The organism is Halomarina pelagica (genome assembly GCF_024228315.1).
Classification (GTDB): domain Archaea; phylum Halobacteriota; class Halobacteria; order Halobacteriales; family Haloarculaceae; genus Halomarina; species Halomarina pelagica.
Map to the genome: position 1 here is coordinate 2237087 of NZ_CP100454.1, position 14105 is coordinate 2251191.

Sequence of the window (14105 nt, forward strand, 5' to 3'; positions counted from 1 at the left end):
CACTCGTCCACATGGACTACGACTACCACGTCCACTCGACCTACTCGGACGGGAGCTTCCTGCGCTGGATGGTGCGCGCCGCGGAGCGGGCGGGTCTGGAGGGCGTCGGTATCGCCGACCACTGTAACGTCTCGGAACGCGAGTCGATGGTCGCGGCCAAGCGCGATCACGGGTTCAACCTCGATCTGACCCACGAGCGGCGTCGGTCGGCCATCGAGCGCGTCCGCGAAGACGCCGCTATCGACATCTTCGACGCGGTCGAACTCGACTACGATCCCCGAGACGAGGACGCAATCCGGCGCTTCCTCGACGGAAACGAGTTCGACTACGCGATCGGGAGCGTCCACACCGTCGACGACCTGAACGTGCAGGTGCCGTCGCTCTTCGACGACTGGTCCGAGTCCGATCGGCGCGACCTGACGGACGACTACTTCGACGGTCTGGTCGCGCTGATCGAGTCCGAACTGTTCGAGATCGCGGCCCACCCCGACCTCCTCGAACGGAACCCTAACCTCCGGGGGTTCGCGACCGACGAGCACTACCGCCGGGTCGCGGAGGCGTTCGAGCGCTCACGGACCGTCCCCGAACTGAACGCCGGGCGGGTCCTGCGCGACTACGGCGAGTTCTCGCCCCGTCCGGCGTTCCTCTCCGTCCTCCGCGAGTACGACGTGGCCGTCACGCTCGGCTCCGACTCCCACCGTCCCGACGAGATCGCCCCCCGCCACGAGCGAGTTCGGGAGTTCCGGGAAGAGATCGATCTGGACCTGGTCGAACTGAACGTGTAGACGTCTTCCGTCGCGTCGTGACTTGGCGGTGAGTCCCTGATCACCGTCGAGCGAGGCACTCAGCGACGAACGTAGCGACCGATACTGGCGAACAGGCGACGCCGCAGTGGGATCTGGTTCGCGGGGCGTGGCGTCGCACACCCGCGGACACCCCGCGACGACTCTCACGTCACAGGGGCACTGGCCGCGCTCTCTGTTATAAACGTACGGACGGGACGACTGGCCTCTGGCTCACCACCGCCAGCGTCAGCGCGGTAGCCGCGAGGAGCGCGGGATTCAGAGAGCCCCGCGGACAGTGCGAACGGCCGGTGCTGTCGGCCGCGAGCGAGGCGCGAAGCGCCGAGCGAGCGGACCGAGGAGCGACCAGCGGGAGCGACGAGGGTTTTAGTCGAGGTTTTACCAGCGACCGAGCGCGAGCGAAGCGAGCGCGAGGGAGCGCAGTAAAACGTCGTGGTTCAGACGACGTTGAGCACCATCACCAGCAGTCCGAACATGACGCCGAAGGCGACGACGGTGCGCGGATCGATCTGGGGGGCGTTGCGGTCCTCGGAGTCGAAGTAGCGGACGAGTCCGGCGCTCGACATCAGACCGCCGGTGTTCTGGCCACGGCTCATGCCTTCCGGTGGGTCCGGTATCGCCGTAAGCTTTTCCACTACTTGCCCACGCCAGTGGAAACCCTTATTCCCGAGAACGGGTAAGCGTGGGTGGACCGATGACTGTCACCCTCAAGGATTTCTACGCCGATTGGTGCGGCCCGTGTAAGACCCAGGATCCCATCCTGGAGGACCTGGCGGAGGACTGGGACGGCCGCTTCGAGGTCGAGAAGGTGAACGTCGACGAGGAGCAGGACGTCGCGAACGAGTACCAGGTCCGTTCGCTCCCGACGCTCATCGTGGAGAACGACGATGGCGTCGTCGAGCGCTTCGTCGGCGTCACCCAGCGCGAGGACATCGAGGACGCCCTCGAATCCGCCGGCGCGTAAGCCGTAGATACCCCGTTTTCTGGACGGCGCGAACCGAAGGACCGAGGAGCCGAAGAGCCGAAGAGCCGAGCGGTTCCCGCGGCGCGTGCCTGCGTCTCGCGGACCCGCGCCGCGGCGTTCACTGGAAGCGGACGCCGAGGTCGTGCATGCCTTCGTTGTGTATCGCGACGTTGACGAGCAGCGGCGTCAGCGCCTCCACCTCGCTCGCGTTGGCGAGGCCGCCCGCGTCGAGCGGGCGCAGTCCCTCGATCTCGTCGGCGAGCAGCATCACGATGTCCTTGGCGTCCGCGTCGTCGCCGAAGACGAGCGTGTCCCACTCGACCTCGGCGTCCAGGTCGGCGAACCTGCCCGCGGCGAGGTTGTGGAACGCGCCGACGACGGGCACGTCGTCGGGGGCGGCGTCGGCACAGAGCGCCGCCACGCTGCCCGCGCTCGGCGGGTTGTAGTGCAGTCCCGAATCGTCGCGCTTCATCCCCACTGCGGGCGTGACGAGGACGGTGTCGGGGTCGAGCCGGTCGGCGATGGACTCGACGGTGTCCACGAGGTGGTAGGCGGGGACCGCGACGACCACCACGTCCGCGCGGTCGGCGGCCATCTCGTTGGCGAATCCTTTCACGTCCGCCTCGATCCCGCGGCTGTCGAGTTCGGTCACGTACTCCTCGGCCTTCCCCCGGGCGCGCTCGGGGTCGCGCGAGCCGATCAGGATCTCGTGGTCGGTGTCGTAGGCCCAGCGGAGCGCGAGCGCCTCGCCGATGTCGCCGGTGCCGCCGCAGAGTGCGATTCGCATACCTGGGAGTCGCGGGAGGGACGATTAAGCGTTGTGCGACGCGCTCACTCGACGCGCACCGAGGCGAATCTCGAGACTCGACGAAGAGCCGCGTCAGCGCGGTTCGAGCAGTTCGGGCACGTCGTTGACGCTGTCCCGGACTGCCCGCGCGCCCGCGCGTTCGAACTTCCGGCGGCCCGATTCGCCCGAGAGGCCGCCGGTGAGGACGCCGATCCCGTGGTAGGTGCGTTCCGGGTCCGCCTCCTCGGCGTTGACGGCCGTCCGCACGTCGTCGAGGGTGTCGCCGACGAACGCGAGCGCCTCGGCGTCGAAGCGCTCTGCGAGGCTGACGAGTGCCTCTGGCTCGGGTTTGCCCGGCGCGTCGTGATCCATCGTGAACAGGTAGGCGTCGGGCACGTCGAGGCTGACCCGATCCAGGGCGATGGCCGCCTCGGCCGCCGGGCGGCCCGTCACGACGCCCACGTCGTAGCGCTCGACGAGCGCCGCGAGCGTCCCCTCCTCGACGAGGACCGTCTCGTCGTTGATGAACCCCTCCGTGTCGAGGGATGGTTCGCCGCCCTCCAGTTCGCGGTACAGGTCGCTCCCGAGGTAGAGCTGCTGGAATACGTCGGTCAGCTTCTCGGGGTCCCAGGCGGCGAGGACGCGCTCTCGCTGGTCGGGGTCGAGCTTGTCGGCGACGACGGTCTGTGCCCCGTCGATGCCGCCCCCGCTGGCCGCGATGGCGTCCGCGAAGGTCGCAGTCGAGTACTCGTAGCCGTGACGGCGCGCGAGGACGAGCAGCGCGGCCGCGTGAGTGAGGTCCCAGTCGTCGTTGAACCCGCCCGCGTCCTTGAACAACTGAATCGTCTCCCGCTCGATCGTCTCGCCGTAGACGTGTTCGATGGACTCGACGATGGCGCGGCGGTAGGACTCGGAGACGTCGACGAGGACGCCGTCGACGTCGAGGACGACGGCGTCGACCGCGAGCGTCACGTCGCAACCCCCCGCTCGCGGGCGGTGAACAGCGTCGTCCCCGGGAGCGTCTCCCGAGTCACCGGGATCTCCGGTTGATCCCCGCCGAGCGTGGTGAAGTGGAACGCCGCGCCGACGCGACGGGCGACGGCCCGCGTCGGACGGTGCAGTTCGGGCGGGAGGCAGATGGCGTACAGCGCTTCCGCCCCCTCGTACACCGAGAGCGTCGGTCGGGTGACGTCGTCGCGGACGAACTCGACGCCGGGCGGCGTCGGTCGGTCGTGAACGTCGGTGGCGACGACCGAGGCGCACTGCGCGAGGGGGCGCGCGACGTCGTCGCGATGCCCGATGCCGACCTCCACGACCGAGTCGTAGTAACAGAGGCGCTCCAGCAGCGCGTCGCGTGTTGCCGGATTCACGTCGGGATATTTATAGCTGGCCCGCTCTAATCTCTTGCTATGCACGTTGACATCGTGCCGATCGGCGACGTGCCCCCCGCCGTCAAGCGCGAGGCGTCATCTGGTCTGCGTGCGGTCTACGACTGCGACGTAACCGTCCATAGCGCCCAGGAGATTCCCGAGGGAGCGTACGATCCGAGTCGGGGGCAATACCGAGCCGAGGAGTTCATCGAACTCGCCGGCCGGATCGGCGACGGCGACAAGAACATCGCCATCACGCCGAAGGACCTCTTCTACCGGCGGCGAAACTACGTCTTCGGTCTCGCCTACCTCGACGGCAACGGGAGCGTCATCTCCACCTATCGACTTCAGACCTCCTCGGACGGCGGAATCGCCTCGAAGCCGGCCAGCGAGGTGTTCTCCGACCGCGTCAGAAAGGAGGTCGTCCACGAGATCGGACACACGCTCGGACTCGAACACTGCGACAACAACCGCTGCGTGATGAACTTCTCGCCGACCGTCCGCGAAGTCGACATGAAAGAGCAGAACCTCTGTGGGACCTGCTCGCGCCTCGTGCACTAGAACCACGACGTTTTGAACTCCCACGTTTTGCTGCGCTCGTTCGCGCGCCTGTGGCGCGCTCACTCGCTGGCAAAACCTGGACTAAAACCGCGCCTCACCCTCTCAGTCGCTCCGCTCCTTCGAGGGATTCGGCGCGTCCGCTCGCTCGTTGCACTCGCTCGCGGTACGGTGCGCTGGCGTCGGCGGTCGGGGCTGTCGGATCGTTCACTCGCGCCGTAACTTTATAACTGAGAGCGGGACCAGCGTCCGTGTGACGTGACGTTCGTCGCGGGGTGCTCGCGGGTGTGCGACGCCACGCCCCGCGAGCATCGCCGCGGCGTCGCCTGTTCGCCCATCTCGTGCTGTGTTCGCCCAGCGCGCCCTCGCTCCATCGCCGACCGATGGCTGGCTTCCGACGGACGGAGCGCGCCGCTTTTGACCGGGACCTCCCTATCGCTCCCCATGACGCTCATCGCCGGCGTCGTCGCGGTCCAGGGCGACGTCTCGGAGCACGCGGACGCGATCCGTCGCGCGGCGACGGCCCACGGCGAGGCCGCCGAGGTCCGCGAGATCAGGACGGCGGGGACCGTCCCGGAGTGTGACGTTCTGCTCCTGCCGGGCGGCGAGTCGACGACCATCTCGCGGCTCCTCCGCGCGCAGGGGATCGACGAGGAGATCCGGGAGCACGTCGCGGCCGGGAGGCCCCTGCTGGCGACGTGCGCGGGTCTCATCGTCGCCAGTTCGGACGCGAAGGACGACCGCGTTCGGACGCTCGATCTGGTGGACGTGACCGTCGACCGGAACGCGTTCGGCCGGCAGGTGGACAGCTTCGAGGCTCCGCTCGACGTGACGGGCCTCGACGATCCCTTCCCGGCGGTGTTCATCCGCGCGCCGCTTATCGACGAGGTAGGTGAGGGCGTCGAGGTGCTCGCCGAGTGGGAGGGTCGCCCCGTCGCGGTGCGGGACGGCCCGGTCGTCGCCACCTCCTTCCACCCCGAACTGACGCCCGATTCACGCGTCCATCGCCTCGCCTTCTTCGAGACGCTCCCCGCCGAGTGACGGTGCTCGACCCCCGTTCCATCCCATAGACGTTTTGCGAGGGGCGTCCTTTTCGCGGGTATGAACGCGTTCATCGAGGCAGTCCGCGTCGCCGGTACGCCTCAGGGACCGGCACCGGTCGTCCTCCTCGGGGCCGAGGACACCGTCGACGTTCTCCCCATCGTCATCGGGTTCGACGAGGCCGCCAGCATCGCCCGCGGTCTCGACGCCATCGACATCGGTCGGCCGCTCACCCACGACCTCCTGCTCGACGTGGTCGAGGAACTGGGCGGCCGGGTCAACCGCGTCCACGTCTCCGAGGTGCGCGACGAGACGTACATCGCGGACGTGTACCTGAACACGCCCCGGAACGACGTGGTCGTCGACGCCCGCCCGAGCGACGCCCTCGCGCTGGCCGCCCGAACCGGATCGCCGATCACCGTCGACGAGGCGGTCTTCGAGGACGGTCGCGAGCCGCTCGATCGGTTCGACGAACTCGACGACATCCGGGAGGTCGTCCAGTGAGTGACGACGTCCTCCGGGAGCTGTTCGCCGTCATCGAGAGACGGCGAGAGACGTTGCCGGACGGTTCCTACACGGCGTCCCTGTTCACCCACGAGAAGGGCGAGAACGCCGTCCTCGAGAAGCTCGGCGAGGAGACGACCGAACTCGTCCTCGCCGCGAAGGACGACGACCGCGAGGAGATCGCCCACGAGAGCGCGGACATCGTCTACCACCTGCTCGTCCTGCTCTCGATGAAGGGGATGGAGCCGGACGACCTGCTCGGGGAACTGGAATCGCGGCGGTAGCGGATCGCCCGTCGCGTCGGTACTCGAAATCGAGCGTCGCGTCGGTATTCAGGTCAGGCCGCTTCGAAGCGGTGGCGCACGACCTCGGCCTCGTCGTCCCACTCGAAGCGGTCGCGGTGGACGCGCTCCATCCGCTCCCTGTACGCGGCCAGGTCCTCGGACCCCTCGGCGCGGGCGTCCTCGTCCGTGAGATCGCCGAGCGTCCGGTGCTCGACTGCGGTCACCTCGAACGTCTCGCCGTCGATCTCGAACGTGTCGCCCTCCTCCGCGTACTGCTCGCCGCGGTGGATCTGGACGAGTTCGCCGTCGCTCGCGAGTTCCTGGAGGCGCTCGTTCGGCAGGAGTACGTCCGCGTCTATCGTCGCCATACCGAACGGTCGCGCGGGATCGTGTAAAGTCCTGTGCCCTGCTCACGACAGCGCCGCGCCGACCGCCCCGCCGACGGCGGAGGGCAGCGACAGCAGCAGCCAGAGGACGATCGCGACGGTCGTCAGGCCGAGTCCGGCGAGCAGGCCGCCGGGACCGCCCGCGAGACCGAGCCCGGCGACGCCGACGACCCCCAGCGCGAGCACGACGACGAGGCCGCCGAACGCCCCCGCGAGAAGCCCGTGCCACGCGCCGTTGCCGGCGCCGCCCTTCGCGATGTAGCCCGCGACGAACCCGCCGACGACGGCCGCGGTGAGCTGACCGAGGACGGGGACGACCAGGCCGACGATACCGAGGACCAGTTCGACGCCGAACCCGACGAGGACGGCGCGCCAGTTGACCATGGTTCGACTACGCTCTCGTCGGGTAAATCCCTGCTCCCTGCATCTCCGATCCCCTCGCGGCCTAAGGGACGCGCTTTTGCGTACTCGTCCGGTACGGGTGGTATGACCTACGAAGACCTCCCCACCGTACCGCGGGCGGAGGAACTCGTCGACAAGGCGTTCTCGCGGGCGGCGCGGGCGGGTCGCGCGAAGTCGGGCGTGGAGGCCCAGCAGTCGATGCTGCAGACGGCGGGCAACATCCTCTCGGACAACCTCCAGAACGTGGTCACCTCGTGGCCCGACTTCGACCGCGTCGATCCGTTCTACCGCGAACTCGCCGACGCCGTCGTCCCCGCCCACGGCGACTGCCCGGGCGGCGTCGACGGCCTCCGCTCGCACCTCTCGGAGGTGATGTGGGCCGGACGGCAGGCCGGACACATCCGCGACGAGTACCAGTCGAAGCTGCGCGGCGTCGACGCCGACCTCGCGCGAAAGCACCGGAAACAGGCGTTCGCCCGCCTCGCCGACGTGACGCGCGAGGTGGCCGACGACCTCGAAGCGCTGGGCGAAGCCCGGGACACGCTGAAGACGCTGCCCGACGTCCGGCCCGACGAGCCGACGATCGTCATCGCGGGCTACCCGAACGTCGGGAAGTCGACGTTCGTCAACCACGTGACCAACGCGAGAAACGAGGTGGCTTCCTACCCGTTCACCACGAAGCAGGTGCGCGTGGGTCACGTCGAGCGCGACCACGTCCGGTATCAGCTGATCGACACGCCGGGACTGCTCGACCGCCCCGAGGCGGATCGCAACGGCATCGAGCGCCAGGCCGTGAGCGCGCTCCAGCACCTCGCCGACTGCATCCTCGTGTTCGTCGACGCGAGCGCGGAGTGCGGCTACCCGGTCGAGGTGCAACTCGCCCTGCGCGACGAACTGGCGGACCGCTTCGCCGACATCCCCGTCCTCACCGTCTGCACGAAGGCCGACCGTGCGCGGGACATCGAGGCCGACGCCTACCTCAGCGTCACCGAGGAGGAGGGCGTCGAGGAACTGCTCGACGCGGCGGTCGAGGCGGTCGACTACGAACTCGAACTCCCGTTCGAGGGGTAGGTGACCCGGCCTCGGTCACTCGATCGCGTAGTCGACCGTCACGGTCGCCGTCACCGCCACGCGACCGGGGTCGAACCGCGTCTTCGCGCCGCCGTCGCTTCCCGCCGCCACCGCCGCCTCGGCGTAGACCGGGCGCGGGAGGCCGTGGTCGACCGTCGAGGCCGATTCGATCCCGCCGAGCGTCAGATCGCCGGCCGCGGCGACGGCCTCGGCGTCGCTTCGCGCGCGATCCATCGCCCGCTCGATGGCCCGCGCGCGGAGTTTCTCGCGGCGCTCCTCGGAGAGCGTGAACCGCACCGAGGAGACGCGCGCCGCCCCGTTCTCGACCGCCGCGTCGACGACCGAACCGGCGGCGTCCACGTCCGACAGCGTGACGCGGTAGGTGTGGACGGCGCGGTAGCCGACGACCTCGCGCCGCTTCTCGCCGTAGTCGTACTCCGCGCCGAGCGAGTAGCCGACCGTCTCGACGGCGTCGTCGGGGACGCCGGCCGCGCGGAGCGCCTCACGCAGTCGTGCGGCGTCCTCGGCCGCCCGCTCGCGGGCCGCGTCGGCGCTTTCGGCGGTCGCCACGACCGCGAGGTGGAGTTCTGCCCGATCGGGGGCGGCCTCGACCGTCCCCGTCCCGGTGACGCTGACGGCGTTTCGCCCGTTCTCGATCGACGGGGCCCCCGCTCCCGGGGTTGCGGTGCTGAGGCAGCCGGCGGTGACGAGCAGGAGCGCGAGCGCTCCCGCCAGCGTGACGTTCGTTCTCGTCGTTCTCGATGGCATGGCGTACGCGAGAACGACGACCGGGGGCATCACCTTCCTGGAGCCTCAAACGCCGGTTTGATGCTCCCGGTCGGCCCCCCGGCCCGGCCGTTCGCCTCGTAGACGACGACAGACACCGACTGGCCCGTCGTCTTCCGGATCCGCTCCTCCAGCGCCGCCGCCGCGCCGTCCGGGGCCGCCGCCGCGTGGACGACGACGGTGCGCGGTTCGCGGCCCAGCATGCCCGGATCGTACTCGACGGTGACGGCGGTGGCGTCGATCCTGCTCTCGCTGACGGCGCGGTCCACCTCGCGTTCGAACGTGGCGTTCGCCCGGTAGTCCAGGGTCGCATAGCCCACCGCGGCGGAGACGACGAGGCCGCTCAGCGCGAGCGCGAGCGCGCGCCGGGCGGACACCGTCCGTACCCGTCGTCGCTCGAAGAGATCGCTGGGGAGGTACCCCCGCGACCAGAGCGTCAGCAGGCTGGTCAGGTTTATCGAGAGGACGTTGACCAGCACGAGGACGGCGGCCCCGACGAGCAGCGAGGGCCGCCAGTATCCGATGCCGAGGCCGATCGCCGCGCTGGGGGGGACGATCGCCGCGGCGACCGCGACGCCGACGAGCGCGGTGCTCACGTCGGACGTGAGCGAGAGCGCGGCCGCCACCCCGGCGACGAGGGCGATGATCAGCGTGAACACGACGGGGTCGGAGAACTCGACGATCTGGTCGAGGCTGTCGAGCGGGAGCGTGGGCAGGACGAGCGCGCGGGCGAGCAGCGCGAAGACGGTCGCGCTCGCCACCGCTAGCACGACGCCGCCCACCTGCGCTCTGATGCCGGTCCGGACGAGGTCGTCGTCGCCGACGACGCTCCCGACGCTGGAGGCGATACCCGGCCCGAGCAGCGGCGCGATCACCATGCTCCCCGTGATGACCGTCGGGCTGTCGAGGATGAGGCCAGCGCAGGCGAGCACCGCGCTCAGCACCGTGAAGAGCGCGTCGTCGACGGGGTCGCCGAGCTGTTCGCGCATCGCCGCCTGTAGTTCGTGTCGCGCGACGTGACTAGTCGATCCCTCGCTCTCCTCGCCTCCCTCGCCGCCCTCCTCGTCCGCCTCTCCCCCGTCGTCGGGTTCGGGGAGGACGACCGACGCGTCCGTGACGACGGCGGTGCCGCCCTCGTCGACGCCGACGTCGCGAAGCGACTCGAGGAGCGGTTCCACGTCGTCGGTGTCGACGGTGACGAACAGCACGTCCCCCCCGCCGTCGGCGGAGTCGACGATCGCGTACGGTTGATCGAGGTCGAGGTCGGACAGCGCGCGCTCGACGGCCTCGCGCGACCCCTCGGGAACGATCGCCTGTATCGAGCGCACGGCGCTACTCGCGGGCGCTCCGCGGCGCGTCCCTCGGCCCAGTGGGGGTCGCGCGTCCGGTCGGTCGACCGATCGTCGGTGCGGGCGGTGTCATCGCCTGGGGGTGATTCGTCCGACCGACATAAATGGAGTCGTCCGAGGGGATCAGGGGCGTACCCGTCGGAGAACGGGGATCTCCTCGATCCGATCCTCGTCGAGCAGGGTCCAGTCGATCCCGTCGGGCTTCGTCGCGTCCGTCGGATCGGGGCGGATCACCCGCTCCGGGGTGGCGATCAGGTCGAGGGGGACGTCGTGGGCGTCGGGCGTCACGTCGCGATCCACGACCTGTTCCTCGCGGACGGTCGTCGCGAGCGGCGTCCCGTCGTCGACCGCACCGAGTTCCCGGAGGACCGCATACTCGAGGTCGCTGTAGCCCTCGCCCTTGCCGACCCGGACGCCCGCCTCCGTGACCGCCACGCTCCCGGCGACGACGAGGTCGATCTCGGGGAGCGCGTCGGGACCGACCTGGACGCCGAGTTCGGAGGACCCCTCGATCGTGGACGCGCGGTCGTAGTCCTCGATACGGGCCGGGTCGAGTTCGACGAAGCACTCCTCGTCGCGCAGGCGCGGGACGGCCACGTAGACGGTCTTTTCCGCCGCGAGCGCGCGCTTCCTGACCGGCCGCTGGGGGGAGTCGGGGTTCGCCTTGACGACCGTCGCGTTCTCCCACTCGGGCGTCTCGAACAGTCGCTCGGCGGCGCGCTCGGCCCCGACGAAGTTGGGGATGCGCCCCCGCGGCGGAAACGGGAACCGCGAGAAGTCGCCCTCCTCGAACCGGGTCCAGACCGCGTCGCGCACGGCCGCCTTGCTCTCGTCGTCCATGGCTCACGCTCGTCGGCCGGGTACAAAAAATCGGATCTCCGGGTCGGGCTCAGGCGGTCGGCCGACCGGCCATCCGGGTCTCGGAGCGACCCTTCGCCCACGCGCCGATCGCCCCGCCGACCGCGCCGGGGATGGCGGCGACGACGAGGAGCACGATCCCCGCGACGAAGATGCCGACCCCGAGGAGTCCGGCGGCGAGCGTCCCGATGAGGGCCAGGATGACGAGCGCGACGAGCGCGCCGGCGATCGTCGCCACGCCGCCGTTGAGCGCCCCGTTACCGATCGTTCCACCCGCCACGTACCCTGCGACGAGCCCGCCGATGACGCCGGTGAGGCCGTACCCGACGGCCGGGAGGCTCATGTCCGTGAAGGGGACGACCGCTCCGCTGAGGAGCCCGACGATCAGGGTCGCTACGAATCCGTATATCACTGCACGTACGTTCAGTTTCATACCGATACAATATCCGTCACGAACGAATATAACGATTTTTTGCCACCCTTGGGACGATATTTCCCCGGTGGACGTCCGACTTTCCGGGCGGTCGGTGTGGCGATCAGCGGACGAGCCCGCGTCGCGGCGCACGTCCCGCCCGACTCCGTCGCCCGGCCGCGACCCGGCGGGCTTTTGCCCGCCGCTCGGGTAGCGCGGGTATGTTCGACTCCCGTCCCGACCGCGACGCCGAGGTGGTGTTCGTCGGGCGCTCGAACGTCGGGAAATCGACGCTCATGCGCCAGTTGACCGGGCACCAGTTCTCGACCGGCGGGAAGCCCGGCGTGACGCGGACGCCCAACCACTACGACTGGGCACCGGAGGACTTCGTCCTCACCGATCTCCCGGGGTTCGGCTTCATGGAGGGCGTCCCCGAGGAGCGCCGCGAGCAGATCAAGACCGACATCGTCCGCTACCTCGAGACGTACGCAGAGAAGGTCCTCGTCGGCGTGCTCGTGGTGGACGGCAAGAGCGCCGTCGACATCATCGACCGCCACTCGGCACGGGACGAGATCCCTCACGACGTGGAACTGTTCTACTTCTTCGAGGAACTCGGCATCCCTCCGGTCGTCGCCGTGAACAAGATGGACAAGGTGGACGACCGCGACGAGCGTCTGAACGAACTCTGCGACCGACTCGGTCTCCTCCCGCCATGGCAACAGTGGCGGGACACGATCGCCCCCATCTCCGCCAAGCGCGGGAATATCGACGCGCTGAAAGACGCGATCCGAACCCACCTCCACGAGGCGAAGCGCGACGACCTGTTGAAGTTCTTCTGAAACCACCACCTCTTACTGCGATCGCGGACAGGCTCCCGCTCGCCGTCGGCTCGCGGGAACGTTAGGAAATCCGGCGCGTCGCTCGCTCGTTTCAGAGCCCGCTCTAGCGGGAACCGATCGGCGGCGTGATCGCGCCGACCGAGTATTCCCGAGTACCGATACGACCCTCCGCTCCCCGTCTCCCACCCGGGGTGCGATACATTCGCTACCGCGGAAGGTAAATTATCTCCGGCGTCGATTCACGTCTGAGATGAGCGAGAACTTCCCCGAGTACCTGACGGTCGACTACGACGACGGGCGGGAGCAGACCGCCGCCGACTACCCGAAACTGGCCGACAAGCTGGCGAAGGCCGTCGACGTGACGAGGATCGCGCTGGAGCAGTACCGCAGGCCCGCGGTCATGTGGACCGGCGGGAAGGACTCCACGCTCGTGCTCTACTTCGTGAAGGAGGTCGCCGAGGAGTACGGCCACGACCTCCCTCCCGTGGTGTTCATCGACCACTATCAGCACTTCGACGACGTCACCGACTTCGTCGAGCGCTGGGCCGGCGAGTGGGACCTCGAACTGATCTACGCGCGAAACGAGGACCCCGTCTTCGCCGAGCACGTACCGGGCGACGACGTACCCGTCGCGTCGCTGACCGAGGAGAACCGGCGCGAACTCCGCCGCGCGGACCACGAGGGCGACACCTTCCGCTTCGAGGCCGACAGCCTCGGCGGCAACCACCTGCTCAAGACCGTCGCGCTCAACCACGTCATCCGCGAGCACGGCTTCGACGGCATCTTCTCGGGCGTCCGCTGGGACGAGCAGGAGGCGCGCGCCGACGAGACCTTCTTCAGCCCCCGTCACGACTCGGAGAAGTACCCGCCGCACGACCGCGTCCACTCCATCCTCCAGTTCGACGAGCGGGCGCTCTGGGACGCCACGTGGCAGTACGTCGTCCCCGACACCGTGGCCGGGTGGCCCGAGGGTCACGTCCCGCAGAGCTACGACGACATGCCGGAGGGATTTACCGCCGAGGACATCCCCGTCTCGCCCAAGTACTTCGAGGGCTTCCGCTCGCTCGGCACGGAGAAGGGGTCGGCGAAGTCCGCCGAGGAACCCGCCTGGCTGCAGGACCTCGACAACACCACCGAACGACAGGGCCGCGCCCAGGACAAGGAGAACCTGATGGCCCGCCTGCGCGACCTCGGCTACATGTGAGACAAACCTGTTGCTCCGCCACCTTTTGCTGCGGTCGCTCGCTTCGCTCGCTCCCTAGCAAAACCCTCCTCACCCCCTCGCTTCGCTCGGGGGTTCGTCGGTCCGCTCGCTCCCGCTGGTCGCTCACGGGTGCCACGCTGATGCCGGCGGTGGAATTCGAACTGTTCGACCCGTCCGTAGCTTTATATCCGAGAGCGGGACCAGCGTCCGTGTGACGTGAGAGTCGTCGCGGGGTGTCTGCGGGTGTGCGACGCCACGCCCCGCGAACCGGATCCCGCCCACGGCGTCGCCTGTTCGCCCACGGTTTACCGCGCTCACTCGTCGCTGCGCGCCTCGTTCGCTGGTAACACATAGACGAAAACCCTCCTCACCCCCTCGTCGCGCCTCCGGCGCTCCTCGGGGGTTCGTCGGTCCGCTCGCTCCCACCGCCGGACTCGCGGTGCTCGTCCGGCGTGCTCCCGCTCGCCTCCGGCTCGCGGGAACTGCG

Annotated in this window: 19 protein-coding genes; 9 read left to right on the plus strand and 10 right to left on the minus strand. The window is 69.1% G+C overall.

Going from position 1 to position 14105, the window contains the following annotated elements:
- The first annotated feature begins 11 nt into the window (after nucleotides 1-11).
- Nucleotides 12-785: a PHP domain-containing protein gene (locus tag NKI68_RS11580; protein WP_254543228.1), complete on the plus strand. Its 774-nt coding sequence runs from the start codon at nucleotides 12-14 to the stop codon at nucleotides 783-785.
- A 455-nt stretch (nucleotides 786-1240) separates the two neighbouring features.
- Here the strand turns inward: NKI68_RS11580 and NKI68_RS11585 are convergent, their stop codons facing one another.
- Nucleotides 1241-1399, minus strand: a complete 159-nt coding sequence (locus tag NKI68_RS11585; RefSeq protein WP_254543229.1) for a preprotein translocase subunit Sec61beta — start codon at nucleotides 1397-1399, stop codon at nucleotides 1241-1243.
- A gap of 98 nt (nucleotides 1400-1497) precedes the next feature.
- On the opposite strand from NKI68_RS11585, the gene NKI68_RS11590 reads away from it, so the two are divergent.
- The gene (locus NKI68_RS11590; RefSeq protein WP_254543230.1) at nucleotides 1498-1767 is read left to right on the plus strand and encodes a thioredoxin family protein; all 270 of its coding nucleotides are present in this window, start codon (nucleotides 1498-1500) and stop codon (nucleotides 1765-1767) included.
- Between the two features lie 118 nt (nucleotides 1768-1885).
- On the opposite strand, the gene npdG is transcribed toward NKI68_RS11590, so the two are convergent.
- The 3 genes from npdG to NKI68_RS11605 all read right to left on the minus strand — a co-directional run bounded on the left by npdG (nucleotide 1886) and on the right by NKI68_RS11605 (nucleotide 3924).
- Nucleotides 1886-2554: an NADPH-dependent F420 reductase gene (gene npdG, locus NKI68_RS11595; RefSeq protein ID WP_254543231.1), complete on the minus strand. Its 669-nt coding sequence runs from the start codon at nucleotides 2552-2554 to the stop codon at nucleotides 1886-1888.
- A 93-nt stretch (nucleotides 2555-2647) separates the two neighbouring features.
- Nucleotides 2648-3526, minus strand: a complete 879-nt coding sequence (locus tag NKI68_RS11600) for a TIGR01548 family HAD-type hydrolase (protein ID WP_254543232.1) — start codon at nucleotides 3524-3526, stop codon at nucleotides 2648-2650.
- Nucleotides 3523-3924: a UPF0146 family protein gene (locus NKI68_RS11605; RefSeq protein ID WP_254543234.1), complete on the minus strand. Its 402-nt coding sequence runs from the start codon at nucleotides 3922-3924 to the stop codon at nucleotides 3523-3525. Before NKI68_RS11605 ends, NKI68_RS11600 begins: the two co-directional genes overlap by 4 nt.
- A gap of 39 nt (nucleotides 3925-3963) precedes the next feature.
- Between NKI68_RS11605 and NKI68_RS11610 the strand changes: the two genes are divergently transcribed.
- The 4 genes from NKI68_RS11610 (at nucleotide 3964) to hisE (ending at nucleotide 6311) form a co-directional block, all read left to right on the plus strand.
- On the plus strand, nucleotides 3964-4485 hold the full coding sequence (locus NKI68_RS11610; protein WP_254543236.1) for an archaemetzincin family Zn-dependent metalloprotease: 522 nt from the start codon (nucleotides 3964-3966) through the stop codon (nucleotides 4483-4485).
- 441 nt (nucleotides 4486-4926) lie between these two features.
- Entirely contained in the window at nucleotides 4927-5523 is a 597-nt protein-coding gene (pdxT, locus tag NKI68_RS11615; RefSeq protein WP_254543237.1) for a pyridoxal 5'-phosphate synthase glutaminase subunit PdxT, read from the plus strand.
- Nucleotides 5524-5583: 60 nt separating this feature from the next.
- Nucleotides 5584-6027 carry a bifunctional nuclease family protein gene (locus tag NKI68_RS11620; RefSeq protein WP_254543238.1) on the plus strand — a complete coding sequence of 148 codons (444 nt, stop codon included), beginning with the start codon at nucleotides 5584-5586 and terminating at the stop codon, nucleotides 6025-6027.
- Nucleotides 6024-6311, plus strand: coding sequence for a phosphoribosyl-ATP diphosphatase (gene hisE, locus NKI68_RS11625; RefSeq protein ID WP_254543240.1), 288 nt, complete (start codon nucleotides 6024-6026; stop codon nucleotides 6309-6311). The genes NKI68_RS11620 and hisE overlap by 4 nt, the downstream gene beginning before the upstream one ends.
- A gap of 53 nt (nucleotides 6312-6364) precedes the next feature.
- Here the strand turns inward: hisE and NKI68_RS11630 are convergent, their stop codons facing one another.
- Nucleotides 6365-6679 carry an ASCH domain-containing protein gene (locus NKI68_RS11630; protein WP_254543241.1) on the minus strand — a complete coding sequence of 105 codons (315 nt, stop codon included), beginning with the start codon at nucleotides 6677-6679 and terminating at the stop codon, nucleotides 6365-6367.
- Nucleotides 6680-6721: 42 nt separating this feature from the next.
- Nucleotides 6722-7081, minus strand: a complete 360-nt coding sequence (locus NKI68_RS11635) for a DUF5518 domain-containing protein (RefSeq protein ID WP_254543242.1) — start codon at nucleotides 7079-7081, stop codon at nucleotides 6722-6724.
- Between the two features lie 102 nt (nucleotides 7082-7183).
- On the opposite strand from NKI68_RS11635, the gene NKI68_RS11640 reads away from it, so the two are divergent.
- Nucleotides 7184-8170: an NOG1 family protein gene (locus NKI68_RS11640; protein ID WP_254543243.1), complete on the plus strand. Its 987-nt coding sequence runs from the start codon at nucleotides 7184-7186 to the stop codon at nucleotides 8168-8170.
- Between the two features lie 15 nt (nucleotides 8171-8185).
- Here NKI68_RS11640 and NKI68_RS11645 read toward each other — a convergent pair whose 3' ends face one another.
- The 4 genes from NKI68_RS11645 to NKI68_RS11660 all read right to left on the minus strand — a co-directional run bounded on the left by NKI68_RS11645 (nucleotide 8186) and on the right by NKI68_RS11660 (nucleotide 11596).
- Nucleotides 8186-8938, minus strand: coding sequence for an SIMPL domain-containing protein (locus tag NKI68_RS11645; protein WP_254543244.1), 753 nt, complete (start codon nucleotides 8936-8938; stop codon nucleotides 8186-8188).
- A 29-nt stretch (nucleotides 8939-8967) separates the two neighbouring features.
- Nucleotides 8968-10284, minus strand: a complete 1317-nt coding sequence (locus NKI68_RS11650) for a TIGR00341 family protein (RefSeq protein WP_254543246.1) — start codon at nucleotides 10282-10284, stop codon at nucleotides 8968-8970.
- A 144-nt stretch (nucleotides 10285-10428) separates the two neighbouring features.
- A complete protein-coding gene (locus NKI68_RS11655; protein WP_254543247.1) occupies nucleotides 10429-11145 on the minus strand; it encodes a 5-formyltetrahydrofolate cyclo-ligase in 717 nt (238 codons plus the stop codon).
- Nucleotides 11146-11194: 49 nt separating this feature from the next.
- Nucleotides 11195-11596: a DUF5518 domain-containing protein gene (locus NKI68_RS11660; protein ID WP_254543248.1), complete on the minus strand. Its 402-nt coding sequence runs from the start codon at nucleotides 11594-11596 to the stop codon at nucleotides 11195-11197.
- 200 nt (nucleotides 11597-11796) lie between these two features.
- Between NKI68_RS11660 and engB the strand changes: the two genes are divergently transcribed.
- Together engB and NKI68_RS11670 are read left to right on the plus strand one after the other, a co-directional pair.
- On the plus strand, nucleotides 11797-12414 hold the full coding sequence (engB, locus tag NKI68_RS11665; RefSeq protein WP_254543249.1) for a GTP-binding protein EngB: 618 nt from the start codon (nucleotides 11797-11799) through the stop codon (nucleotides 12412-12414).
- 250 nt (nucleotides 12415-12664) lie between these two features.
- Nucleotides 12665-13618, plus strand: coding sequence for a phosphoadenosine phosphosulfate reductase family protein (locus tag NKI68_RS11670; protein ID WP_254543250.1), 954 nt, complete (start codon nucleotides 12665-12667; stop codon nucleotides 13616-13618).
- The last annotated feature ends 487 nt before the right edge of the window (nucleotides 13619-14105 follow it).